This is a genomic window from Bradyrhizobium liaoningense (assembly GCF_018130955.1).
GTDB classification, from domain to species: domain Bacteria; phylum Pseudomonadota; class Alphaproteobacteria; order Rhizobiales; family Xanthobacteraceae; genus Bradyrhizobium; species Bradyrhizobium liaoningense_C.
Genome location: NZ_JAFCJM010000090.1, coordinates 1 through 22,761, shown reverse-complemented (window position 1 = coordinate 22,761; position 22,761 = coordinate 1). Strand labels below are relative to the sequence as shown.

22 protein-coding genes are annotated in these 22,761 nt (G+C 64.9%); 14 read left to right on the top strand and 8 right to left on the bottom strand.

Annotated elements, in window-relative coordinates:
* Positions 1–95 precede the first annotated feature (95 nt).
* The 3 genes from JQ632_RS36550 to JQ632_RS36540 all read right to left on the bottom strand — a co-directional run bounded on the left by JQ632_RS36550 (position 96) and on the right by JQ632_RS36540 (position 3,881).
* A complete protein-coding gene (locus JQ632_RS36550; RefSeq protein ID WP_212407562.1) occupies positions 96–1,622 on the bottom strand; it encodes an acyl-CoA synthetase in 1,527 nt (508 codons plus the stop codon).
* Positions 1,623–1,632: 10 nt separating this feature from the next.
* On the bottom strand, positions 1,633–2,817 hold the full coding sequence (locus JQ632_RS36545; RefSeq protein WP_212407561.1) for an ABC transporter substrate-binding protein: 1,185 nt from the start codon (positions 2,815–2,817) through the stop codon (positions 1,633–1,635).
* A gap of 92 nt (positions 2,818–2,909) precedes the next feature.
* The gene (locus JQ632_RS36540) at positions 2,910–3,881 is read right to left on the bottom strand and encodes a nitronate monooxygenase family protein (protein WP_212407560.1); all 972 of its coding nucleotides are present in this window, start codon (positions 3,879–3,881) and stop codon (positions 2,910–2,912) included.
* Positions 3,882–4,078: 197 nt separating this feature from the next.
* Here JQ632_RS36540 and JQ632_RS36535 point away from each other — a divergent pair, with 197 nt between their 5' ends.
* Positions 4,079–4,966 carry a LysR family transcriptional regulator gene (locus JQ632_RS36535; protein ID WP_212407564.1) on the top strand — a complete coding sequence of 296 codons (888 nt, stop codon included), beginning with the start codon at positions 4,079–4,081 and terminating at the stop codon, positions 4,964–4,966.
* 140 nt (positions 4,967–5,106) lie between these two features.
* Here the strand turns inward: JQ632_RS36535 and JQ632_RS36530 are convergent, their stop codons facing one another.
* Positions 5,107–5,760, bottom strand: coding sequence for a DNA-3-methyladenine glycosylase (locus JQ632_RS36530; protein WP_212407559.1), 654 nt, complete (start codon positions 5,758–5,760; stop codon positions 5,107–5,109).
* A gap of 193 nt (positions 5,761–5,953) precedes the next feature.
* Between JQ632_RS36530 and gluQRS the strand changes: the two genes are divergently transcribed.
* Entirely contained in the window at positions 5,954–6,826 is an 873-nt protein-coding gene (gene gluQRS, locus JQ632_RS36525; RefSeq protein WP_212407558.1) for a tRNA glutamyl-Q(34) synthetase GluQRS, read from the top strand.
* Between the two features lie 87 nt (positions 6,827–6,913).
* Entirely contained in the window at positions 6,914–8,263 is a 1,350-nt protein-coding gene (locus tag JQ632_RS36520; RefSeq protein WP_249152794.1) for an ATP-binding protein, read from the top strand.
* Here JQ632_RS36520 and JQ632_RS36515 read toward each other — a convergent pair.
* Positions 8,190–9,083, bottom strand: coding sequence for a YihY/virulence factor BrkB family protein (locus JQ632_RS36515; RefSeq protein WP_212407557.1), 894 nt, complete (start codon positions 9,081–9,083; stop codon positions 8,190–8,192). The two genes, JQ632_RS36520 and JQ632_RS36515, sit on opposite strands and share 74 nt — an antisense overlap.
* Before the next feature lie 325 nt (positions 9,084–9,408).
* On the opposite strand from JQ632_RS36515, the gene JQ632_RS36510 reads away from it, so the two are divergent.
* The 6 genes from JQ632_RS36510 to JQ632_RS36485 all read left to right on the top strand — a co-directional run bounded on the left by JQ632_RS36510 (position 9,409) and on the right by JQ632_RS36485 (position 13,509).
* Positions 9,409–9,603, top strand: a complete 195-nt coding sequence (locus JQ632_RS36510; RefSeq protein ID WP_212407556.1) for a twin transmembrane helix small protein — start codon at positions 9,409–9,411, stop codon at positions 9,601–9,603.
* Between the two features lie 103 nt (positions 9,604–9,706).
* Complete coding sequence (locus JQ632_RS36505; RefSeq protein WP_212407555.1) at positions 9,707–10,279, top strand: cob(I)yrinic acid a,c-diamide adenosyltransferase; 573 nt, start codon at positions 9,707–9,709, stop codon at positions 10,277–10,279.
* A gap of 115 nt (positions 10,280–10,394) precedes the next feature.
* Positions 10,395–11,144, top strand: coding sequence for an electron transfer flavoprotein subunit beta/FixA family protein (locus JQ632_RS36500; protein WP_212407554.1), 750 nt, complete (start codon positions 10,395–10,397; stop codon positions 11,142–11,144).
* On the top strand, positions 11,144–12,088 hold the full coding sequence (locus JQ632_RS36495) for an electron transfer flavoprotein subunit alpha/FixB family protein (RefSeq protein ID WP_212407553.1): 945 nt from the start codon (positions 11,144–11,146) through the stop codon (positions 12,086–12,088). Before JQ632_RS36500 ends, JQ632_RS36495 begins: the two co-directional genes overlap by 1 nt.
* Positions 12,089–12,309: 221 nt before the next feature.
* Positions 12,310–13,191, top strand: coding sequence for a 3-hydroxybutyryl-CoA dehydrogenase (locus tag JQ632_RS36490; RefSeq protein ID WP_212407552.1), 882 nt, complete (start codon positions 12,310–12,312; stop codon positions 13,189–13,191).
* Positions 13,192–13,311: 120 nt separating this feature from the next.
* On the top strand, positions 13,312–13,509 hold the full coding sequence (locus JQ632_RS36485; RefSeq protein ID WP_212407551.1) for a hypothetical protein: 198 nt from the start codon (positions 13,312–13,314) through the stop codon (positions 13,507–13,509).
* Here JQ632_RS36485 and tlpA read toward each other — a convergent pair whose 3' ends face one another.
* Positions 13,510–14,193: a thiol:disulfide interchange protein TlpA gene (gene tlpA / locus JQ632_RS36480; RefSeq protein WP_409363534.1), complete on the bottom strand. Its 684-nt coding sequence runs from the start codon at positions 14,191–14,193 to the stop codon at positions 13,510–13,512.
* 106 nt (positions 14,194–14,299) lie between these two features.
* On the opposite strand from tlpA, the gene argH reads away from it, so the two are divergent.
* The 3 genes from argH to lysA all read left to right on the top strand — a co-directional run bounded on the left by argH (position 14,300) and on the right by lysA (position 17,471).
* Positions 14,300–15,697 carry an argininosuccinate lyase gene (gene argH / locus JQ632_RS36475; protein WP_212407549.1) on the top strand — a complete coding sequence of 466 codons (1,398 nt, stop codon included), beginning with the start codon at positions 14,300–14,302 and terminating at the stop codon, positions 15,695–15,697.
* 93 nt (positions 15,698–15,790) lie between these two features.
* Positions 15,791–16,081, top strand: coding sequence for an LPS translocon maturation chaperone LptM (lptM, locus tag JQ632_RS36470; protein ID WP_212407548.1), 291 nt, complete (start codon positions 15,791–15,793; stop codon positions 16,079–16,081).
* Between the two features lie 124 nt (positions 16,082–16,205).
* Positions 16,206–17,471, top strand: coding sequence for a diaminopimelate decarboxylase (gene lysA / locus JQ632_RS36465; RefSeq protein WP_212407547.1), 1,266 nt, complete (start codon positions 16,206–16,208; stop codon positions 17,469–17,471).
* A 139-nt stretch (positions 17,472–17,610) separates the two neighbouring features.
* Here lysA and JQ632_RS36460 read toward each other — a convergent pair whose 3' ends face one another.
* Positions 17,611–18,486, bottom strand: coding sequence for a helix-turn-helix domain-containing protein (locus tag JQ632_RS36460; RefSeq protein ID WP_212407546.1), 876 nt, complete (start codon positions 18,484–18,486; stop codon positions 17,611–17,613).
* A gap of 229 nt (positions 18,487–18,715) precedes the next feature.
* Between JQ632_RS36460 and JQ632_RS36455 the strand changes: the two genes are divergently transcribed.
* Positions 18,716–19,633: an AraC family transcriptional regulator gene (locus tag JQ632_RS36455; protein WP_212407545.1), complete on the top strand. Its 918-nt coding sequence runs from the start codon at positions 18,716–18,718 to the stop codon at positions 19,631–19,633.
* A gap of 166 nt (positions 19,634–19,799) precedes the next feature.
* The gene (locus JQ632_RS36450; RefSeq protein ID WP_212407544.1) at positions 19,800–21,581 is read left to right on the top strand and encodes a tannase/feruloyl esterase family alpha/beta hydrolase; all 1,782 of its coding nucleotides are present in this window, start codon (positions 19,800–19,802) and stop codon (positions 21,579–21,581) included.
* A 68-nt stretch (positions 21,582–21,649) separates the two neighbouring features.
* On the opposite strand, the gene JQ632_RS36445 is transcribed toward JQ632_RS36450, so the two are convergent.
* Positions 21,650–22,558, bottom strand: a complete 909-nt coding sequence (locus JQ632_RS36445) for an NAD(P)-dependent oxidoreductase (protein WP_212407543.1) — start codon at positions 22,556–22,558, stop codon at positions 21,650–21,652.
* Positions 22,559–22,761 lie beyond the last annotated feature (203 nt).

Below are 22,761 nucleotides of genomic sequence, written 5' to 3'. Positions count from 1 at the left end.
AACAGACCTGAACGAAACAAGAATTGTGTTACCCATGTCGTCGGTTTGAACTGTTACCCATCTCGCCGGTTGCTCACAGCAATGCGCATCGCGCCCTAAATCCCGGCGCGAACGTGTCCTTCCCAATAGGGATCGCGGAGCTTGCGCTTGAAGATCTTTCCCGTCGCCTCGCGCGGCAGCGCGTCGAGGAACTGGATCTCCTTCGGCACCTTGAAATTGGCGAGCCGGTCACGCAAGTACGCTTGCACGGCATCGGCTGAGAGCTTTGCGCCCGTTTCCGGTTCGATGCAGGCGCAGAGACGCTCGCCATATTCGGCGTCGGGGATGCCGAACACCGCGCAGTCGCGCACGCCGTCCATCGTGATCAGCGCGTTCTCGATCTCGGCTGGATAGATGTTGACGCCGCCGGAGATCACCATGTCGCGCTTGCGGTCGCAGAGGAACAGATAGCCGTCCTCGTCGAGATAGCCGACGTCGCCGACGCTGACGAGGCCGTCGCGGCCGGCTTCCGCGCGCGCCTCGGCCTTGCCGTGATAGTCGAAGTCCGGCACCGAGGCCTGACGCATGAAGATCTCGCCTGTTTCGTTGACGCCGCACTGTGTGCCATCGGCGCGGAAGATCTTGACGACACCGCCTTCGATGGCGCGGCCGACGGCGCCGGGCTTCTTCAGCGCTTCCTCGGCGGAATGCCAAACGGGAATGCCGGTTTCGGTCGAGCCAAAATATTCGTTGATGACCGGGCCCCACCAGTCGATCATTGCGTGCTTCACCTCGACCGGGCATGGGGCCGCGCCATGCACGATGAAGCGCAGCGAGGAGAGATCGTAGCGGCGCTTCACCTCATCCGGCAGCCGCAACAGGCGGATGAACATCGTCGGCACCATGTGCATGTGGGTGACGCGGTGGCGCTCGACGAGTTGCAGCAGGTCCTCGGGATCGAAACGCGGCTCGAGCACGATGGTGCAGCCGGCGCGGTAGGCCAGCATGCCGTAGGAGTGCGGGGCCGAATGGTACATCGGGCCGTTCATCAGCACGACCTGGCCCTCGTTCGGCTTGATGCCATAGGCGATCGCTCCGACGCGCTCGGAGGCGGCGGCCTGCTCGGGCTTCATCGGCATGCGCTTCACGCCTTTCGGCATGCCCGTGGTGCCCGACGTATAGAACATCGGCGCGCCGCGGCGCGGCGGCTCGGTCAATTCCGTCTGGCTGTCCCGCCACGTGTCCCAATCGGTGAGCCCATCCGGGACTCGCGTCAGTTCGATCGGGATGTTGAAGGCCAGCGCAATTTCCGGCGGCGTCGGTACGATCATAAGCTTGAAGCCGTCGGGCAGGCCGTCGCGGATCTGCGGCAGCAGGTCGGCATGGCATACCAGGCAATCGGCGCCGGAGTCGTCGAGGATGTAGCGGACCTCGGCGGCCTTCAGGTGCCAGTTGATCGGCACCACGGGGCGGCCGAGCGCAGCGGCGGCGGCCACCACCTCGAGCAGCGCAAAATCGTTGCGTAGCATCATGGCGACGGGCGTGCCGTCGCGGCCGCCGAGCGCGGCAATGCCGCCAGCTGCTTTGCGGATGCGCGCGTGGAGGTCGGGATAGTCGATCTTTCTATCGCCGCTGATGATCATGGGAAGTCCCTTACCGGTCATCGAGGATGTCACCGAACGGCACCCAGCTCTTGCCGTTGAACCTGCGAAGCTGCAATTGCTGGAATGGCAAATAATCATCGGGGCCGGTCGACACGCTCATTCCCGGCAACAGCAGCGGCAGCTTCACCTCCTTCAGCGACGCCGCCTGCTTCAAGATGTTGTCGCGGCTGAAATCGCCGTTACAGGCGTGCAGCACGGTCATCAGCAGCGTCGCATAGTGATAGCCCGCCGCATAGTTCGAGTTGGAGAGGTCGGCGTTCGGCATGTACTGCTTCATGAAAGCAAAATATTCCTTTACGCCGGGATCGTTGGCCCATTGCGGGTCCATCGTGTCCTTCTGGTTGCTCGACGAGATCAGCCCGACGGCATTGTCCAGCCCCGCCGGTTCCAGGAACGAGATCGAGGACGACGAGGTCGGCACGAAGAACAGGTCCGGCTTCCAGCCGATCTCGGCCACGCCCTTCACCATCTGCGAGGTGAATTTGCCGAGCACGACGCCGAACAGCACGTTGGCGCCCGATGCCTTCAAGGTCGAGAGCTGCGAGCTGATGGTCGGCGCCGTGGTCTCATAGCTCGTTTCCGAAATGATCAGGCTCGCGGCCTTGGCGCCGAGCGCGCGCTTGAAGCCTGCGACATAGTCGCGGCCAAAATCGTCGTTCTGCGACAGGATCGCGATCTTTGCGTCGGGCTTGGTCTGCAGAATGTACTTTGCGTAGACCACGCCCTCGGACTCGTAGGCCGCCATGCCAGGCATGGTCCATGGAAACTTTTGCGGCTCCGCCCATTTGGTGGCGCCCGACAGCACGAAGAGCTGCGGCACCTTCTTGCTGTTGAGATAGCGCTGCACGGCGCTGTTGGTGGCGGTGCCGAGCGAGCCGAACATCATCAGCACCTCGTCCTGCTCCACGAGCTTGCGAGTCTGCTCGACCGTCTTCGGCGGGGAGTAGCCGTCGTCGAGGGTGATGAACTTCACCTTGCGCCCGTTGATGCCGCCCTCGGCGTTGATCTTCTCGAAGAACGCCTCCTGCGTCCGCCCGATGGTGCCGAATCCGGATGCCGGGCCGCTATAGGGCAGGGTCTGGCCGATGCGGATCTCGTCACCATTGTCCGCGCGGCCCTCGGTTGCGGCCAGCGCCAGACACGCAACGCCCATCAGGGCGAATGCCCTCTTCATGCGATCCTCCAGATATTCTTGTCGTTGGTCTGGAGCATGATCCGGAAAAGTGTGAAGCGGTTTTCCGAGAAGATCATGCTCAAACAAAGTCCTCAGGCGCTTGCGCGCAAGAAGTCGTCGCGGGCCTGGTCGAACTCCGTCTTCAGCCGGGCGACGAGCTCGGCGACCGGCGGCGCATCGGTGATCTGGCCGATGCCCTGGCCCGAGCCCCAGATGTCGCGCCACGCCTTGGACTTCATGTTGCCGCCCGAGCCAAAATTCATCTTGGTCTTGTCGGCAACCGGGAGATTGTCGGGATCGAGGCCCGCGGCGGCGATCGAGGGTCCGAGATAGTTGCCGTGCACGCCTGTGAACAGGTTGGTGTAGACGATATCGTGCGCGGCATGCTGCGTCAGCGCGGCCTTGTAGGCCGTGTCAGCATTGGCTTCCGCCGTCGCGATGAAGCGCGTGCCGATATAGGCGAGGTCGGCGCCGAGCGTCAGGGCCGATGCAATGCTGAAACCGTCGCTGATCGCGCCCGACAGCAGGATCGTGCCATTGAACCACTGCTTGACCTCGCGCACCAGCGCGAAGGGCGACAGCGTGCCGGCATGACCGCCGGCGCCGGCACACACCAGGATCAACCCGTCGACGCCCTGCTCGGCCGCTTTCCGCGCATGCTTGACGTTGATGACGTCGTGGAAGACCAGCCCGCCATAGGAGTGGGCGGCCTCGACGATCTCGGCCGGCGGCCTGAGCGAGGTGATGATGATCGGCGCCTTGTGCTTCACGCAGGTTTCCATGTCCTTCATCAACCGGTCGTTGGAAGCATGGCAGATCTGGTTGACGGCATAGGGCGCGACCTTCTTGCCGGGGTTGAGCGCCTTGTACTCGCCGAGCTCGTCGTTGATGCGGGTCAACCATTCGTCGAGCTTTTCGACCGGGCGTGCATTCAGTGCGGGGAACGAGCCGACCACGCCGGCCTTGCACTGGGCGATCACGAGCTCGGGGCCCGAGACGATGAAGAGCGGCGAGCCGACCACCGGCAGTTCGAGATTGTCTTTCAGAAAAGCGGGCAGGGCCATTGTCGTCCTCCTGGAAGCGCGGACCGGCGTTTGGCCGGGGTGATGCGTTTTGTTGTCGGCGGGCAGGCGCGCCGAACCGGGCGTCGGTCCGCTTCCCTGCTCCTTGTCGGATTTGGCGCCACTATAGGGTTGGACGGCGGCCACCGATTGTACAATATTGAACGGGTAAGCCTTCAAAAATGAACGGGACGACGCCGATGGACTGGGATCTCTGCAAGGCGTTCGTGGCGGTTGCCGATACCGGCAGCTTCACGGCCGCCGCCCGCCGCCTGCACGCCAGCCACCCGACGCTCAGCCGCAAGATCGCCGCGCTTGAGGCGCAGCTCGGCACCAAATTGCTGGTGCGCGCCGCCGACGGCCTCACCATGACCTCGGACGGGCGAAAGTTTCGCGAGCATGCCGAGGCGATGGCGGCCGCGGCGTTGCGTGCGGAGACGGCGGTGGCGGCCAGCGGGCGCCAGGCCCGCGGTACCGTCAAGCTGTCGATCGGCGCCACGCTCGCCTCGCATTGGCTTATGCCGCGCCTTCCCGCGTTCCTGCGCGCGCACGACCACATCCAGCTCGAGATCATCACCCATCCGTTCCCGGCGAGCGTCTGGCGGCGCGAGGCCGACGTGGTGCTGCGGCCCGTCGACAGCGGCGAGGAAAACCTGGTGGGCCGCAAGATCGGCCGCCTCGGCACGGGGTTCTATGCGTCGCGCGACTACGCCGCCGCCCGGCATCTGCCCGAACGTCCCGGCGAGTGGAAAGGCCACAGCGTCATCGGCTTTGCCGACCAGAATTCGAACGCCCAGCTGGCGCGCTGGAGCGATGTCATCACCCGGCAGGGCCGGGTGGCGATGCGCTGCTCCTCGCAAGGCGACATGCTGGCCGCGGTCCGCGCGGGCCTCGGAATTTCAGCGCTGTCCTGCTTCGTCGCCGAAAGCTATTCCGATTTGGTGCGCGTCGCCCCGCAAAAGCTCGTCAGCGTCGCCGACCTCTGGCTGCTCGCCCATCCCGATCTGGTCGAGCTTCCCGCCGTCCGCGCCGTCATCGACTTCGTCGCCGCCAGCGCGCGGGCGGATCGGGTGCGGTTGAGGGGGTAGGGAGAGTCCTCCGGACACGTTTCGCGATCATGCTCTTTTACACCTGATTTGCCCGACGTGTCAAGATGATTTCGGAAAAATAGCATCTTCGCCGCGCGGCCCGGCGGCTACTGTGCATGGGGTTGTTTTCAAGTTTTGTTTTAGGCCTTCCCGCCGATCACGCCTTCGCGCTTCTTCACGGCGCGGTAGTAGCTCCACCACAGATGTGCGGCCGCACCGCGGAGGGGGCGCCAGGGTTCGGCGAGCGGGGTCATCTGCTTTTCGGTTGGCCGCGCTTTCAGGCCGAACCCGATGCGGATGCCCTCCTGCACCGCGAGGTCGCCGGCGGGCCAGGCGTCGCCATGGCCCAGGCAGAACAGCAGATAGACGTCCGCAGTCCACGGCCCGATCCCCGGCAGCGCGATCAGCGTGTGATGCGCGGCATCGGCGTCTTCTTCGGCGAGCACGTCGAGGTTCAGCCGTTCGGCGGCCAACTCACGCGCGATGTTCTTCAGCGTCTTGATCTTTGCGGCCGACAGTCCGAGCCGCCCCAGCCGATCGGCACGCGCCCGGCGAACCGCGTCATGGTCAAACGGATCGAACGCGGCCGACAGCCGTCCCCAGATCGCCGCCGCGCTCGCGGTCGAAAGCTGCTGTCCGCAGACGATATGCGCAAGCCCGAGAAAGCCCGGCTCGCGCCGCCGCAAGCTTGGCATGCCCGCAACATCAAGCACGGGCTTCAGACGCGGATCGCGCTTGACCAGCGTGTGGACGGCCTCTTCGAGATCGGATTGGCTTTCGAGGTGGATGGTCATCGTGAATCGCGCAGGCTCTTTCCGTCGTCATGGCCGGGCTTGTCCCGGCCATCCACGTCTTTCGTGTCGACCGCACGGCATTCTTAGCATGGGTCGCGTTGTTCATGTCAGTCCGCGCCCTTGACATCACCTTCGTGTGGACACGAAGAACGTGGATGGCCGGGACAAGCCCGGCCATGACGAGACCTTTCGTATGTCGCCACCCGTTTTCCGATTTGCCCCGAGCCCGAACGGCTACCTTCATCTCGGCCATGCCTGTTCGGCCCTGCTCAATGCCGATCGCGCGCGCGAGACCGGCGGGCGGTTGTTGCTGCGCATGGAGGACATCGATGCGACGCGCTGCCGGCCCGAATTCGAGACTGCGATCTACGAGGATCTCGCCTGGCTCGGCATTGCCTGGGAGACGCCGGTGCGGCGACAGTCGGAGCATCTCGCTGACTATCGCGCGGCGCTGGAGAGATTGTCCGCGCTTGGCCTGGTTTATCCCTCGTTCGAGAGCCGCGCCGAGATCGCAAAACTCGTTGCCGCGCGTGAGGCGAGCGGGTCCTGGCCGCGCGATCCCGATGGCGCGCCGCTCTATCCCGGCGCGGCCCGACAGCTTCCGCATGCCGAGCGCGAACGGCTGATCGCGTCGGGTGCGCCTTACGCCCTGCGCCTCGATATGGAAGCGGCCTGCCGCCAGGTCCCGGCGCTCGACTGGACGGAAACGGGCGAGGGCCCCAACGGCGAGCGCGGTCAGCTCGCCGCGCGGCCAAAAGCCTGGGGCGACGTGATCCTCGCGCGCAAGGAGACGCCGACCAGCTATCACCTCTCGGTGGTCGTCGACGATGCACTGCAGGGCGTGAGCGAGGTGGTGCGCGGGCAGGATCTGTTTCATGCCACCTCCGTGCACCGGTTGCTCCAGGTGCTGCTCGGCCTGCCGGCGCCCGTCTATCGCCACCACGGCTTGATTCGCGACGAGGCGGGGCGGAAGCTCTCGAAATCGACCCGCGCGACGGGGTTGCGGGAGCTGCGCGCGGGTGGCGCCAGCCCAACCGACATCCGTCGGTTGGTGGGATTACGTTAAGTTTCTCTGGGGTTTAGCCAAACGCGTCCGTGACTCGCCGGCCCCCTCCATGCCATGCTGACAAGAAGCCGGGGTTCAAGGGGAAACATGGCGGCGAAAACGCGCATCGCGCGCACCGCGCGATCGTCCAAGCGGCGACGGCCCAAAACGCGTGGCAAGACGCGGGTTGCGACGCGCGCCAAGAAGACCCACGTCAAGAAAACCCAGGTCAAGAAAATCCAAGTCAAAAAGGCCGACGCCGAGAAGCCGTCTGCCAGCGCAGCGCGCAAGCGCAGCGCCAAGGTCAATACCAAGGCCAATTCGCCTGACGTGGTTCAGGCCGCGCTGGCAGCCTTCGCCCACGAAGTCCGCACGCCCCTGACCGGAATTCTGGCGATCAGCGATCTGCTCGCGACGTCGGACTTGGGCGAGCGGGAGCGCCGCTGGGCCGACACCATCAAGGCCGGCGCCGAGCATCTGGCGAGCCTTGCCACCCTGTTCGTCGATGCCGCCAAGACCGCGACCGGCGTGAGCAGCCTGGGCCAGGACATGTTCGATCTGCGCGCGCTGGCGCGGGCCGCCGGCGATTCCCTGGCCGGCCGTGCCGCCGCCAAGGGGCTCCAGGCCGAGATCGACATCTCCGAAAAACTTCCGGCGCTCGTGGTCGGCGACCCCGTTCGCCTCCGCGCGGCGCTGGAGAACCTGATCGACAATGCCGTGAAGTTCACCGAGCGGGGCGCCGTGGCGTTCTCGGCTGCGTCACGGCGCGGGGGCAGGGGCAAGGTCGGAGCCACATTCTCGGTGTCCGATAGCGGCATCGGCCTCACCATGGCCGAGATCAAACGCCTGTTCCGCCCGTTCTCGCAGGCCAACGTCACCATCGCCTCGCGCTTCGGCGGGGCCGGGCTCGGGCTTTCATCCGTCAAGCAGCTCGCCTGCGCGATGGGCGGCGACATCGCGGTGGCGCCGCGGCGCGGCGGCGGGGCCACCTTCACGCTGACGGTCTCGTTGACGCCGGCCAGGGCGGAGCGCTCGCCGAAGGCGGCCGATCGCGACGGTCATGTATCGGCCACGATGGCGGGCCTGCGCGTGCTCAGCGTCGAGGACAATCCGTTCGGCCGCGTCGTGCTCAATACCATTTTGACCGAGCTCGGCCATCATGCCGAGTTCATCGGCCGCGGCGAGGACGCCGAGAACCGCCTGACCCAGGGCGGGTTCGACGCCGTGCTGATGGACATGGTGCTGCCGGGCATCGACGGCATCGAGGCCATCAGGCGCATCCGCACCTTGCACGCGCCGCTCGGTCAGATCCCGATCATCGGCATATCCGGCCGTGGCGAAGACGAAACGGCCTCGCGCGCCGCCGGCGCCGACGCCTTCCTGGTCAAGCCTGTGTCTCCGCGTGCGCTAGCGACTGCGCTGCTTGAAGCGAGACGCCGTGCGGAAGCCGCGACTTGATGATCGCGGCATTGAGCTCGCCGCCGAACACGAAGATCGCGGCGATGAAATACAGGAACACCAGCGCGATGATCACCGAGGCGAGCCCCGCATACATCGTCACATAGTTGTTGGCGAAGCGCGCCAGATATTGTCCGAACACGACGCCGGAGATCAGCGAGGCCACCATGGTGAAGACGATGCCGGGCAGGATTTGCAGGAAGCCGCGCCGGCCAGCCGGTAGCCAGGCATGCAGGATGAACAGCGCCACGACCAGCGCGCCGATGGTGATGCCGTAGCGCAGCCAGGTGAGGATGCTCTCGTTGGATTCGACGACCAGCGGAACGTGACGCCGTGCAGTCTCGATGACGAGCGGGCCCAGCACGATCAGGAACGCCATCGCCAGCGCCGTGAAGGCCGCGACCAGCGTGTAGCCGATTGATTCCAGGCGCAGCCAGTACCAGCGCCGCATCTCGACCACTGCATAGGCGCGGTTGAGCGCGACCCGCAGCGCTTCGACACCATTCGACGCGAAGTAGACCGCCAGCACCGCACCGACGGTCAGCAAACCGGTGCGGGTCGTAGTCAGGACGTCATGGATTTCGCCCGAGATGGAATCGGCGACCTGTCTTGGCCAGACCTGGAGCATCAGCTCGGCCGCCTGGTCGGCGAGGTCCTTGGAGCCGAAGAAGCCGGCGAGCGAGGTCAGCACGATCAGGAACGGGAACAGCGCCATCAGCGTCGACAGCGCGATATGGCTCGCGATCGCCCAGCCGTCATCGGCCAGGAACGTGTAGAACGCGTCCATCACGACGTCGTAGATGTAGCGAATTGCCTTCACGCTCTACCCCGACGTTGCTTGGTGCGCCCTGCTCGCGCTGCGGCTCGCCTCGCCCCGCTTGCGGGGAGAGGCCGGAATTCGCGCCAAGCGCGGATTCCGGGTGAGGGGGAGCCTCCGCGGGGACGGTGAGAGTTGAGTTCGTGGAGAGTCCCCCTCACCCGAATTCGATCTGCGATCGAATTCGACCTCTCCCCGCAAGCGGGGCGAGGTGAAGGGCGACTGGCTCCAATCAAAAATCATCCCCGCTACCATCTGATATTATTGGCTTAAAAGCCAGATCGCGAACGCGATGGCGGACCGGCGCACACGGTGTTATCTACCGCCAATGGCATCCATTTTGAGTACTTTCATCCTGCCGGTGGCAGCCGGCGCCGTGGCGGTGGTGCTGCTGCTCGGCCTCGTCAACCTGATGCGGGGCGGTTCGCCCAACCTCTCGCAGAAGCTGATGCGGTGGCGTGTGCTGCTGCAATTCGTGGCGATCATCATTGCCATGGCCGCGGTCTGGGCGATGGGGCGCTAACGATGAATGTCGCATGGAGGATGCGAGCCAGGGAACGCATTTTACCTCTCCCGCAGGGAGAGGTGAACACGGGGCGATAGACTGCATATCTAACGAGGCACAGATGGTCGTTCTCAATCGCATCTATACGCGCACCGGTGACGACGGCACGACGGCGCTCGGCTCGGGCGAACGCCGGGCGAAATACGATCTGCGGATCGAGGCCTATGGCACCGTGGACGAGACCAATGCCGCGATCGGCGTGGTCCGGCTGCACACCAAGGGCGAGGCCGAGCTCGATGCGATGCTCGGCCGGATCCAGAACGATCTGTTCGACCTCGGCGCCGATCTCGCAGTGCCCGAGCGCGAAGGCAAGGCCGAGCGGTTGCGGGTGGTGGCGAGCCAGGTCGAACGGCTCGAGCGCGATATCGACGCGCTCAACGACAAGCTCGCCCCGCTGACCTCGTTCGTGCTGCCGGGCGGAACCCCAGCCGCTGCTCATCTCCACGTCGCCCGCACCATTTGCCGCCGGGCGGAACGGGTAATGGTGGAACTCGCAAGCCGGCCCAACGAGCCGGTCGGCGCCGCTGGCATTCAATATATGAATCGCCTGTCGGATTTCCTGTTTGTGGCGAGCCGTGCCGCCAACCATAATGGCGCCGGCGACGTGCTGTGGGTGCCGGGCCAGAACCGCTGACCCATCCCGCGATGGGGCAAAAAATTGCCCTTTTCGCGCGTTGACCGGGCTGGGCCGGGCCTTTAGGTTCCGCGCCAGTTGATAACCCCCTCCAAAAATAAGTGAAAGAGGATCGATGAAGGTCTTGGTGCCGGTAAAGCGGGTGGTCGATTACAACGTCAAGGTCCGCGTCAAGGGCGATGGATCGGGCGTTGAACTGGCCAACGTCAAAATGTCGATGAACCCATTCGACGAAATCGCGGTCGAGGAAGCGCTGCGCCTGAAGGAAGGCGGCAAGGCCACCGAGGTCGTGGTCGTCTCCATTGGTCCGGCGCAGGCGTCGGAAACGATCCGCACCGGTCTCGCCATGGGCGCCGATCGCGGCATCCTGGTGAAGGCCGACGGCAACGTCGAACCGCTCGCGGTCGCAAAGATCCTGAAGAAGGTTGCGGACGAAGAACAGCCGGGCCTAATCATCCTGGGCAAGCAGGCGATCGACGACGACAGCAATCAGACCGGCCAGATGCTGGCCGCGCTGCTCGGCTGGTCGCAGGCGGCCTTCGCTTCCAAGCTCGAGGTCGAAGGTTCTGACTTCAAGGTCACCCGCGAAGTCGACGGCGGCCTGCAGACCGTGAAGCTCAAGGGACCGGCGATCGTCACGACTGACCTGCGTCTCAACGAGCCGCGCTATGCGTCGCTGCCGAACATCATGAAGGCGAAGAAGAAGCCGATCGCGGAGAAGGCCGTCGCCGACTACGGCGTCGATGTCACCGCGCGCCTCGAAATTCTCAAGACATCGGAGCCACCGGGCCGCAAGGCGGGCGTCAAGGTCAAGGACGTCGCCGAGCTGGTGTCGAAGCTCAAGAACGAAGCCGGGGTGATCTGATGACGACGCTGCTCATTGCTGAACACGACAACGCGTCGCTGAAGGACGCCACCAACAAGGCGCTGACGGCGGCTGCCGCGCTCGGCGCCGACGTCCACGTGCTGGTCGCCGGCCAGAACGCCAAGGCCGCGGCCGACGCCGCCTCCAAGCTCACCGGCGTGACGAAGGTGCTGCTGGCCGAGGGCGATACGTACGCCCATGACCTCGCCGAGCCGCTCGCCGCACTGATCGTCTCGCTGGCCTCCGGCTACGACGCCTTCGTGGCGCCCGCGACCTCGCGCTTCAAGAACGTGATGCCGCGCGTCGCAGCCCTGCTCGACGTCATGCAGGTCTCGGAGATCATCAAGGTGGTCGCGCCCGATACGTTCGAGCGTCCGATTTACGCCGGCAATGCCATCCAGACGGTGAAGTCGAAGGACGCCAAGAAGGTCATTACGGTTCGCACCTCGACCTTCGCGGCTGCGGCCGCGGGCGGCAGCGCGCCGGTCGAGAACGCTTCGGCTGCGGCCGATCCGGGTCTGTCGACCTTCGTCGGCGAGGAAGTCGCCAAGAGCGACCGTCCCGAGCTGACCTCGGCCAAGATCATCGTCTCCGGTGGTCGCGCCATGCAGAGCCGGGAAAACTTTGCCAAGTACATCGAGCCGCTCGCGGACAAGCTGGGCGCCGGCGTCGGCGCCTCGCGCGCGGCGGTGGACGCCGGCTATGCGCCCAACGACTGGCAGGTCGGCCAGACCGGCAAGGTCGTGGCCCCCGAGCTCTATGTCGCGGTCGGCATTTCCGGCGCGATCCAGCATCTGGCCGGCATGAAGGACTCCAAGGTGATCGTCGCGATCAACAAGGACGAGGACGCGCCGATCTTCCAGGTCGCCGACTATGGCCTGGTCGCCGACCTCTACCAGGCGGTTCCGGAGCTCACGGCCGAACTCGGCAAGCTCGGCAAGTAAAACACCGTAAAAACACCGGCCGGATGTGTAAACTCCGGCCGGTGTTTCGTTTTCGAGGCGTTTTCTTTGGCGCGGGGCACGCGGAAAGACGCTTCCAATCTAGGTTTCGGGCCAAGGTTCTGATTAAATCAAGCTTCTGATCAAATCAGGCCCCAAGCCCAATTCTTGGGCTAAAGGGGATAGGCAGGCGCGATTTGCGCGCCGTTCCGGTGGATGACAAGATGGCGGCAGTGATCAAGAAGGTCGGCGTAATCGGCGCGGGGCAGATGGGCAATGGCATTGCCCATGTCGCGGCGCTGGCCGGTTTCGACGTAGTGCTCAACGACATCTCGGCCGACCGCCTCAAGTCCGGCATGGCCACCATCAACGGTAACCTGACCCGCCAGGTCTCCAAGAAGGCCGTCAGCGAGGACGACAAAACCAAGGCGCTTGCGCGCATAGCGCTCGCCGAGACGCTGGACGACCTCGCCGATTGCGACCTCGTGATCGAGACCGCGGTCGAGAAGGAAGAGGTCAAGCGCAAGATTTTTCACGATCTCTGCGCGGTGCTGAAGCCCGAGGCGATCGTCGCCTCCGACACCTCCTCGATCTCGATTACCCGCCTTGCCGCGGCCACCGACCGGCCCGAGCGCTTCATCGGCATTCACTTCATGAATCCGGTGCCGCTGATGGAGCTGGTCGAGCTGATCCGCGGCATCGCCACCGACGATGCGACCTTCGAGGCGTCCAAGGAATTCGTCGCCAAGCTCGGCAAGCAGGTCGCGGTATCGGAGGACTTCCCGGCCTTCATCGTCAACCGCATCTTGCTGCCGATGATCAACGAGGCGATCTACACGCTGTATGAAGGCGTCGGCAATGTCGAGGCGATCGACGCGGCGATGAAGCTTGGGGCGCACCATCCGATGGGCCCGCTGGAGCTCGCCGATTTCATCGGCCTCGATACCTGCCTGTCCATCATGCAGGTGCTGCATGAGGGCCTCGCCGACTCCAAGTACCGGCCCTGTCCGCTGCTGGTGAAATACGTCGAGGCCGGCTGGCTCGGCCGCAAGACGCAGCGCGGCTTCTACGATTATCGCGGCGCCAAGCCCGTTCCGACGCGCTAATCAAGCTCTCGGTGCCGTAGGGTGGGCAAAGGCGCGAAGCGCCGTGCCCACCATGCCTCTGTGACAATTCATTTCGCGTTAACCTCGCACCCCTAGGGTGCCCGGGAAGAGGGTTCGCGTATGGACATGATGGCCATGGTCAGCAGCATGCTGGCCGCTCAGCAAGGCGCGCTGCAGTCGAATATCGCAGCCACGCTCACCAAGCAGAATGCGGACGCGGAGAAATCCACGGTTCTGACGCTGCTCGGCGCCGGCCAGTCCCCCTCGCTCGCCAATGTCGGTCCCGGTGTCGGCGGCAACCTCAATATCTCGGCCTAACTAATAGGACGCCGTCGCCGGCTTCACCGCCGCGCGGATCAGCTTCAGCGCGTCCTCGCTCGCCCATTCGGCCGGGCCCGCGATGGTCGCGATCTCGCAGCCGTGCGGGTCGACGAGAACCGAGGTCGGCATGCCCAGCGCCCGGCCTATTGCCTTAAGATCCTGGAAAACCTTGGCTTTCTGGTCGTTGAAATAGCCGAGCCGGGTCAGGTTGGCGTCTTTCAGGAAATTCTTGGGCTTTTCGTTATCGCGGGTGTCGATGTTGATCGCCACCACCTCGAAATTGGGCCCGCTCATCTTGGCTTGCAGCTCCTCAAGCGCCGGCATCTCCTTGCGGCAGGGCACGCACCAGGTGGCCCAGAGGTTCACCAGCAGCGTCTTGCCGCGGAAGTCGGAGAGTTTTTTCGGCTTGCCGTCGGCGTCCTCGAAGGCGAGGTCCGGCAGGCGCAGGGGCGCGGTGGCGACCGTGAGTGCAGCGACCTCGCCATGGACCAGCGGCGCGATCCGCTTGGCAGTGTCGACCGCGGCCCGGCAGGCCGGATCGCCGGACGGGCCCCGGCCCAGGCCCAGCCCATACAGCGCGGCAAAGCCGACCGCGCCGCCGATCACCACCGTGGCGACCGCGAGGGGGATCCGGCGCGTAGCCGAGGGCGCGGGCTTTACGTCGTGCATATCGTTTGTCATCCGGTCGCAGATATGGCTATCAGGGGCCTCTTAATACGGCCGGCCGAGGCCGGCAAACCGTGCGGCACGGCCGCACCTCGAAGATGCAGGGCGCGAGCAAGGGATCATGAGCAACAAGATGTGGGGCGGCCGGTTCTCGGAACGCCCCGATGAGATCATGGAGGAGATCAACGTCTCCATCGACGTCGATCGTCACATGTACGCCCAGGACATTGCCGCGTCCAAAGCCCATGCCGCGATGCTGGCAGCCCAAGGCATCATCACGGCCTCTGATGCGAAAAATATCGGCAAGGGTCTAGACACGATTTTGTCAGAGATCGGCAAGGGCGATTTTGCGTTCAAGCGCGCGCTCGAAGATATCCATATGAACGTCGAGAGCCGGCTGTCGGAACTGATCGGCCCGGCCGCAGGGCGCCTGCACACTGCGCGCTCGCGCAACGACCAGGTCGCGACCGACTTCCGCCTCTATGTCCGCGACGTCATCGACGAGACCGACGCGGCGCTGGCCGCCTTCCAGCAGGCGCTGGTCGACCGCGCGCTCGAACATGCCGGTACCGTGATGCCCGGCTTCACGCATCTGCAGACCGCGCAGCCCGTGACCTTCGGCCATCACCTGCTCGCCTATGTCGAGATGGCTGCGCGCGATCGCGGCCGTTTCCAGGACGCGCGCAAGCGGCTGAACGAGTCTCCGCTCGGTGCCGCCGCGCTCGCCGGCACGTCGTTCCCGATCGATCGCCACGCCACGGCCAAGGCGCTTCTGTTCGACCGTCCGATGGCGAACTCGCTCGACGCGGTGTCCGACCGCGACTTCGTGCTGGAGACGCTGTCGGCGGCCTCGATCTGCGCCGTGCACATGTCGCGCTTCGCCGAGGAGATCGTGATCTGGACCTCGCCGCTGGTCGGCCTGATCAGCCTCAGCGACAAGTTCACCACCGGTTCCTCGATCATGCCGCAGAAGCGCAACCCCGATGCCGCCGAGCTCGTGCGCGCCAAGACCGGCCGCGTCATCGGCGCGCTCAACGCTCTCCTGATCGTGATGAAGGGCCTGCCGCTCGCTTATCAAAAGGACATGCAGGAGGACAAGCAGGGCGCCATGGAGGGCTTTGCCGCGCTGTCGCTGGCGATCCGCGCCATGACCGGCATGGTCCGCGACCTCGTGCCCGACCAGACGAAGATGAAGGCTGCCGCAGGCGAGGGCTATGCCACCGCGACCGATCTCGCCGACTGGCTGGTGCGCACGCTGAAAATGCCGTTCCGCGACGCCCACCACGTCACCGGCCGCATCGTCGCCAGGGCGTCGAAGGATGCCGTCGCGCTGCACGAGCTGCCGCTCGCCGCCATGCAGGAGGTCGAGCCGAAAATCACCAAGGAGGTGATGGGCGTGCTCTCGGTCGAATCGTCGGTGAAGAGCCGGACGAGCTTTGGCGGGACGGCGCCGAAGAACGTGACCGCGCAGGCCAAGGCCTGGGCCAAGCGGCTGGAAAAAGAGCGAAAATTGGGCTGAAGGCCGAAATTTCGTTGCTCTGGCGTGGCCTTCCGGCACTCGCCAGAGCGGGGCAACCTCTGTATGGTGCGGCCGCGTAGTGGGGATCTCGTCGTGACGTCAAAGTTTCGCCCGGCCGGCTCGGGATGGGCCATCATTGTCCTTAGCCTGACCGCGCTGGCACTGGCCGGTTGCGGCCGCAAGGGGCCGCTCGATTTGCCGCCGAACGCGTCCAACGCCTCGACGGCCGCGCCCGCCGCCCCCATCGACACCGAGATGGAAACCCAGCGCACCCCGAGCGTCTTCAATCCCACCTACGGTTCCGACGCCGCGCCCGCCGCTACCCGCGGCAAGAAAAAACCGTTTATCCTCGATCCGCTCCTGGACGAAAAACCCGCGCGTTAGAGCATGATCCGGAAAAGTGTGCTGCGGTTTTCCGAAAAGATCATGCTCAAACAAGGAGCTAAAGCGCGATGACGATTCAACCTAAACTCATCGCGCTTTAAGCGCGGGCAACTGAGCCAACGCCATGAATCATTTCGACTACCGCAACGGCGTGCTGCACGCCGAGGCAGTCAATCTTTCTGAATTGGCCGCGACGGTCGGCACGCCCTTCTATTGCTATTCGACCGCGACGCTGGAGCGGCACTACCGCGTCTTCGCCGACGCCTTCGGCGGCGAGAAGGTTTTGGTCTGCTACGCCATGAAGGCCAACTCCAACCAGTCGGTGCTGAAAACGCTGGCCAAGCTCGGCGCCGGCGCCGACGTGGTCTCCGGCGGCGAGTTGAAGCGCGCGCTGGCCGCGGGCATTCCCGCCAACAAGATCCTGTTCTCCGGCGTCGGCAAGACGGAAGCCGAGCTGCGCGCCGCCTTGGCCTCCGACATCCTCTGCATCAACGTCGAATCCGAGCCCGAGCTCGAGTTGCTCTCGCGCCTGGCTGCCGAGACCGGCAAGACCGCGCGCATCTCGGTGCGCGTCAATCCGGACGTCGACGCCGGCACGCACGCAAAAATCTCCACCGGCAAGTCCGAGAACAAGTTCGGCATCCCGCTCGCGCATGCCCGCGAGGTCTATGCCCGCGCGGCCAAGCTGCCGGGCATCGAGGTGACCGGCACCGACGTGCATATCGGCAGCCAGATCACCGATCTCTCCAAGATGGAGACGGCGTTCCGCATCCTCTCCGAGTTCGTCCAGACGCTGCGCGCCGATGGCCACAACATCAACCACGTCGATTTCGGCGGCGGGCTCGGCATCCCCTACTACATGGACCGCGAGGCGCCGCCGGCGCCGGATGCCTACGCCGCCATGGTCAAGCGCGTCACGCATAATCTCGGCTGCACGCTGATGTTCGAGCCGGGCCGCATGATCGTCGGCAATGCCGGCATCCTGGTCGCGCGGGTGATCTATGTGAAGCACGGCGACGGCAAGAATTTCGTCATCATCGATGCCGCGATGAACGACCTGATCCGCCCGACGCTCTACGAGGCGCATCACGACATCCTGCCGGTGACGCAAGCCCCGGAGGGCGCGCCGACGATGGTCGCCGACGTCGTCGGCCCGGTCTGCGAGACCGGCGACTATCTCGCGCTCGACCGCACGCTGCCGACGCCGAAGGCTGGCGACCTCCTCGCCATCATGACCGCGGGCGCCTATGGCGCGGTTCAGGCCGGCACCTACAACACGAGGCCCCTGGTGCCGGAAGTGCTGGTGAAGGACGACCAATACGCCGTGATCCGCCCGCGCATCGAGGTCGAGCAACTCATCGCGATGGATACGCCGGCGCCGTGGCTGTGAGGCCGGGCGCAAAAGTCGCAAAACAACCCCATGCAAAGTAGACTCGGGTTTTCGGCCTGACGCGCCAGAACCGTTTGAAGCGCCGCGGCGAATCGCCGGCAACGCGCAAATCGTGCGGGGTCCGCAATGTCCTCGACGATCAGGTCGATCGGCCCGCATTGGCGCGGAAGGTCCGCGGCGTCACCCCGGTTTCCTTGCGGAACGAGCGCACGAAATGCGAGGGATCGGCATAGGCGAGGTCGTAGGCGATCTCGTTGATCGGCTGGTCCGAGAACGCCAGCTGCCGCTTCGCCTCGGTGACGACGCGCTGCCGGATCAACTGGCCCGCCGTCACTCCGGTGATGCGCTTGACGTGCTTGTTGAGGCCGTCGGACGTCATGGCGAGCTTCGCGGCATAGAAGTTCAGGAGCCGCCGGCTGCGGAAATGGCCTTCGATGAGGTCGAGCAGTCTTTCGATCACCGCGTCGTTGACATGGGTTGGGACGGGATCCCGGCCCATCGCGAGGCGCCTGATCTCAATGGCGATCAGGGCAAGGTAGCTGTTCATGGCGATATGGAATCCTTCGCGGGAGAGCAGCCGCTCTTCACTGAGGCGCGCGCATAGATCGGACAGGCGCGCCATGTCGTTCTCCGCGACCGAAACCACGGGGTCCATGGTCAGCCGCTTCAGGCGCGCGATCGTCTCTCCCGAGACATCTCCGAACGTCCGCGCCACGTCCTCCGTGAAGCTGACCACCCAGCCGCATGTCGACGACTGAAACCGGAATCCGTGGGCCATGGTCGGAGGCACCACGATGATGGCCGGAGCGTCAAAGGCGACCATCGAGGTTTCGTACTGGACTTCGCCGCCGCCGCGCTCGATCAGCAGGATCTGGAGCAGATTGGTGTGGCGATGCACGCAGATCCGCCAGTCATGGAGCGAGCAGCGCGACGGGATAGTCTCGGCATGGACGAAATTGAACGCGCGAGGGTCGGGTGGCTCGCCGTAGAGATGGAAAAGCGGCAGTTCCATCATACGAGTCTCGCGGTTTGCCGGAACGTAGTGTCCGTCGCTATTCTAAGGCCGCGTGATTCCGGAGCGAAGCGTCTCGTCGCGCCGGGATTGCGCGTGCTGGACAAGGTTGCGCGTTTGGGATTGAATTTTCGGCAACTGTCTTGCTTCCAACGGTCATGGTCCCATGTTCACCGATCTCAGCAGTCGTGATCAGAGCTTCGACAGGTTTCTGAGCACGTTCAATCGGCTCGTGCCTCATGCAAGGATCGATCTGGACGGCGGCGGAAGCGCATTTCGCTGGCGCGGCCAGTTCGCCGCGACGAGCGGCTTCTCCTGGTGGGACGTGGAGTCCGAGATCGACTGGACGTGCCGCCTCTCGCACGGCAAGGAGAGGCTCGGGCTGGTGCTGCCGAGTGCGGGAACGGTGAGCGGCAGGATTCGAGATCGGCCCGTGGTCATCGACCGCAACTCTGCGCTTGCATTGAGCGTGCCGGAGGTCAGCTCGATCGCCTATGCCGGCCGCGGCAGGCACGCCCACGTCACGCTGGAATTCGACGTCGCGACCGTGCACAGGGTGCTGTCAGGCAATTTCGAGGGGGCCTCGCTGCGCAGCATCGAGCTCAGTCCGCAACTCGATCTTGCAGGCCCGGCGGGCCGTATGCTCACGGCGCTGGCCGAGGCCGTTGGGGCCGGGATGCGCGACAAGCAGCTTCGATCCGAGAAGTCGATGGCGCTGCTCGGCGAAGCCATTCTGCAGCTGGTCTTCCTGAATTTCCCGCATGGCTTGAGCGATCGCCAGCGTCATCACTTGCGCGACGCCACGCCGCGTCAGATCACGGAGGCAGTCGACTTCATGCGCGCCAACATGCATCAGGCGCTGACGATGAGCGAGGTGGCGCAGGCGGCCGCCATCAGCGTGCGGTCCCTGCAATACGGATTTCAGCGCTTCAGGAACGTGACGCCGCTGGCCTATCTGCTGCAGATCCGCCTCGAGGCGGCGCGGGCGGAATTGTCCTCGCCGCTGAATGTGCTGCCGGTCCGCGACGTCGCGCTGAAATGGGGCTTTGCGCATATGGGGCGTTTCGCGGCGCGATATCGCGCCGCCTATGGCGAGGCGCCCTCCGAGACGGCAAGGTTGGCGCGCGCCGCAAAGGGCGCGCATGCCTGACCCGCGTGTGCCGCTTCGCCGCGCTTCACCGATGCGTCGTAAGGTCCTTCCGAAAAATTCCGCCGAAGGAAGGTTTTGTTCCAGCCGATGACGCCCTTGTTCTACGGCGCCGCTGCTGCGTGATGCTACGACTCCTCGAAAATACCAACAAATCGGGGAGGGCATCATGGAGTGTTCGCGAACTGTCTTGCGCCTTTGCGCATCCACCATTGCGTTTGCCGCTGGAGCGGTCGCGCTGCCGAACGTTGCCGCGGCACATGCCGCGCCGACATGCGCGAGCCTGACGACCGACCCGCGCTTCGAGTTGACGAACAATCCCTTCGTCAAATCGGCGACCAGCGTCATCAAGACGACCGCGGCTCCCGCCAACACCAAGTATTGCGGCGTCACACTGGTCTACGGCACCAACCCGAGCCAGAACATCACGATCGCGGTGGGGTTGCCGCTTAGCCCGGCGGACGGCGGTTCGGGCGGAACCGTGGGCGCGTGGAACGGCCGGACGGAAGGTCTCGGCGGAGGCGGATGTGCAGGCAATCTCAACGTCGACGCCGCCGTCAATGCCGGCTACGTCGGATCGGGGACCGATGGCGGCCATAGCGGCGGCGACTGCACGCCGGGCGTCAATGCCGACCACACCTATAATTTCCAGTTTATCCAGGATTTCTTCCGCAACGGGATCAAGCAGCAGGTCCTGTGGTCGAAGCGCATCGCAACCGCCTATTACAGCAAGCCGCCGAGCTACAATTACTGGAACGGCTGCTCGACGGGCGGTCGCCAGGGATATCTGCTGGCCCAGGAGCTCGGCAGCCAGCTCGACGGCATCCTCGCCAGCGCGCCGGCGATGTACTGGACGCGCTTCCAGACCGCGCAGATGTGGGGCCAGATCGCCATGTTCGAGCTGGCGGGCGAGAGCCCGAGCGGAGTGATCCCTCCGGCCAAGCTGGTCGCGGCGCAGAAATCGGCGATCGCGGCCTGCGACGCCAATGACGGCGTGGTCGACGGCATCATCAATGATCCCCGCACCTGCCGCTTCAGCGCCAAGGCCAACATCTGCGGACGGCCGACCGCGCCGGCGGCACCGAATTGCCTGACCGCGGACGAAGCGGTGGCGGTCGACAAGATCTGGGACGGCCCGCGCAACAAGCACGGCAATCGCATCTGGTTCGGGCTCGATCGCGGCAGCGACTTCTCCATCCTCGACGGTCCCACGCCGTTTCCGCTCGGCGTAACCCAGTTCGAATGGAATCTGATCGATCCCAGCTTCGCGCCGCCATCGACCAAGTGGAATACCGTCAGCCTCGGCGGCAAGGGGCTTTCCTACCCCAGAGTGGCCGAAGCCGGCTCCCGCAACATTGCCGACGTGACCGACACGTTCGGGCCGCTCGACGCCTTCCGCGCCCGCGGCGGCAAGTTGATGACCTTCCTCGGCGCCAACGACCAGTTCATCTATCCGCGCGGCGTGCTCAATTACTATCGGCAGATGGCCGAGCGCTATCAGAGGAACAACGATCGAACCGGCTTCGAGGGCGTGCAGAGCTTCTACCGTCTGTACCACGCTCCCGGCGTCGGCCATTGCGGCCTGCCGATCTTCAGCCTCGGCACCGCGGGCCCCTGGCCGCAGAACGGCGCCGACTTCACCGCGCTGGTCAATTGGGTCGAGAAGGGCATCGCGCCGGACCAGGTCATCGGCCGCAGCTTCGCGCCGGCGCTGTCGCGGCCGCTGTGTCCCTATCCGCAAACGGCGAAGTACAAGGGGACGGGCGACGTCAACGACGCCGCCAACTGGCGCTGCGGCGGCAATCTCGAGACGGCGGAGGCCGTCTGTCCCGACGTGCTCGTCAAGTACAAGGATGAGGTCGACGGCCCGCTGGACTATCAGTCAAGCGCAGTCCATCCGAGCTTCTGCAAGGCCGGACATCTTGCGCAGGACGACGGCAGCCATCACTGACCTGTGGGGGGGGGGTAAGTGGGGGCCGTATCCTGGACCGGCGCGTGCCGGTTCAGGCCGGCGGGGAGTCATTTGCCGGCAAGGCCGCCTTTGGCGCCCCCGACGATGACCCCCGCCTTTTTTTCGATCGGCTTGATCGCCGCGGTAAAATCCGACTCCGCGCCTTCGTCGCGGATCACGGTCTCCCAGAGATGACCGACGGCGTCGGCGACTTCCATCGACAGTCCGAGCTGCTTCATCTCCTCCAGCGCCAGGCGCACGTCCTTCACCATCAGCCCGGTGGCGAAGCCGAAGTCGAAGGTACGCGGCAGCACCGAGCGCGGAAACTTGTCGCGGCTCGCGGTGTTCATGCCGGAGCCAGCGTTGATCACGTCGATCATGACGGCGGGATCGAGGCCGGCCTTCACACCCATCACGACGGCTTCCGAAGTGGCAACGATCGCAGTCGCCGACAAGAAATTGTTGGCGAGCTTCATGGTCTGCGCCGAGCCCGGCTTCTCGCCGATGAAGAACACTTTTCCGATCACATCGAGCGCGGCCTTGATGATCTCGAACTCCGCTTTCGGGCCCGACGCCATCACCGCGAGCGTGCCCTTCTCGGCGCCGGCGACGCCGCCTGAAACGGGGCTGTCGATCTGCACGATGTTGCGCGCCGCCAGCAGGCCGTGAATCCTGGTCGCCATCTGCGAGCCGACGGTGGAGAGGTCGACGAAGCGCTTGACGCGGCTGCCCTCGATCACGCCGCCCTCGCCAGTCGCGACCGCAAGCGAGGCCTGCAGCGAGGGCAGGCTCGCCATCACGGTCTCGGCCTGGTCGGCGACGTCCTTCGGCGACGTCGCGGCCTTCGCGCCGCGCGCCACCAGCCTGTCGACGACATCCTTGCGCGTATCGAACACGACGAGGCCGTGTCCCGCCTCGATCAGCCGCCGCGCCATCGGGAAACCCATGTTTCCGAGGCCGATGAATCCGATGTCCATGGTGCTTCCTTGTTTCGTTGTTCTTGATCGGAGCGGCCTTACGCTCCGCTGTCGTCCTGGCGAAACAGGCCGTAAAAAACTCAGCGCGCACGTTTCGACGTAGAATCTGATTCTCTTGCGCGACAAAAGAGAGAACCAAGTAGTCAGTAAAGAGCTTGAAAGCAGGGGCGTGGAGCATCCTGTTCTATCGAGCTCTCCGAATC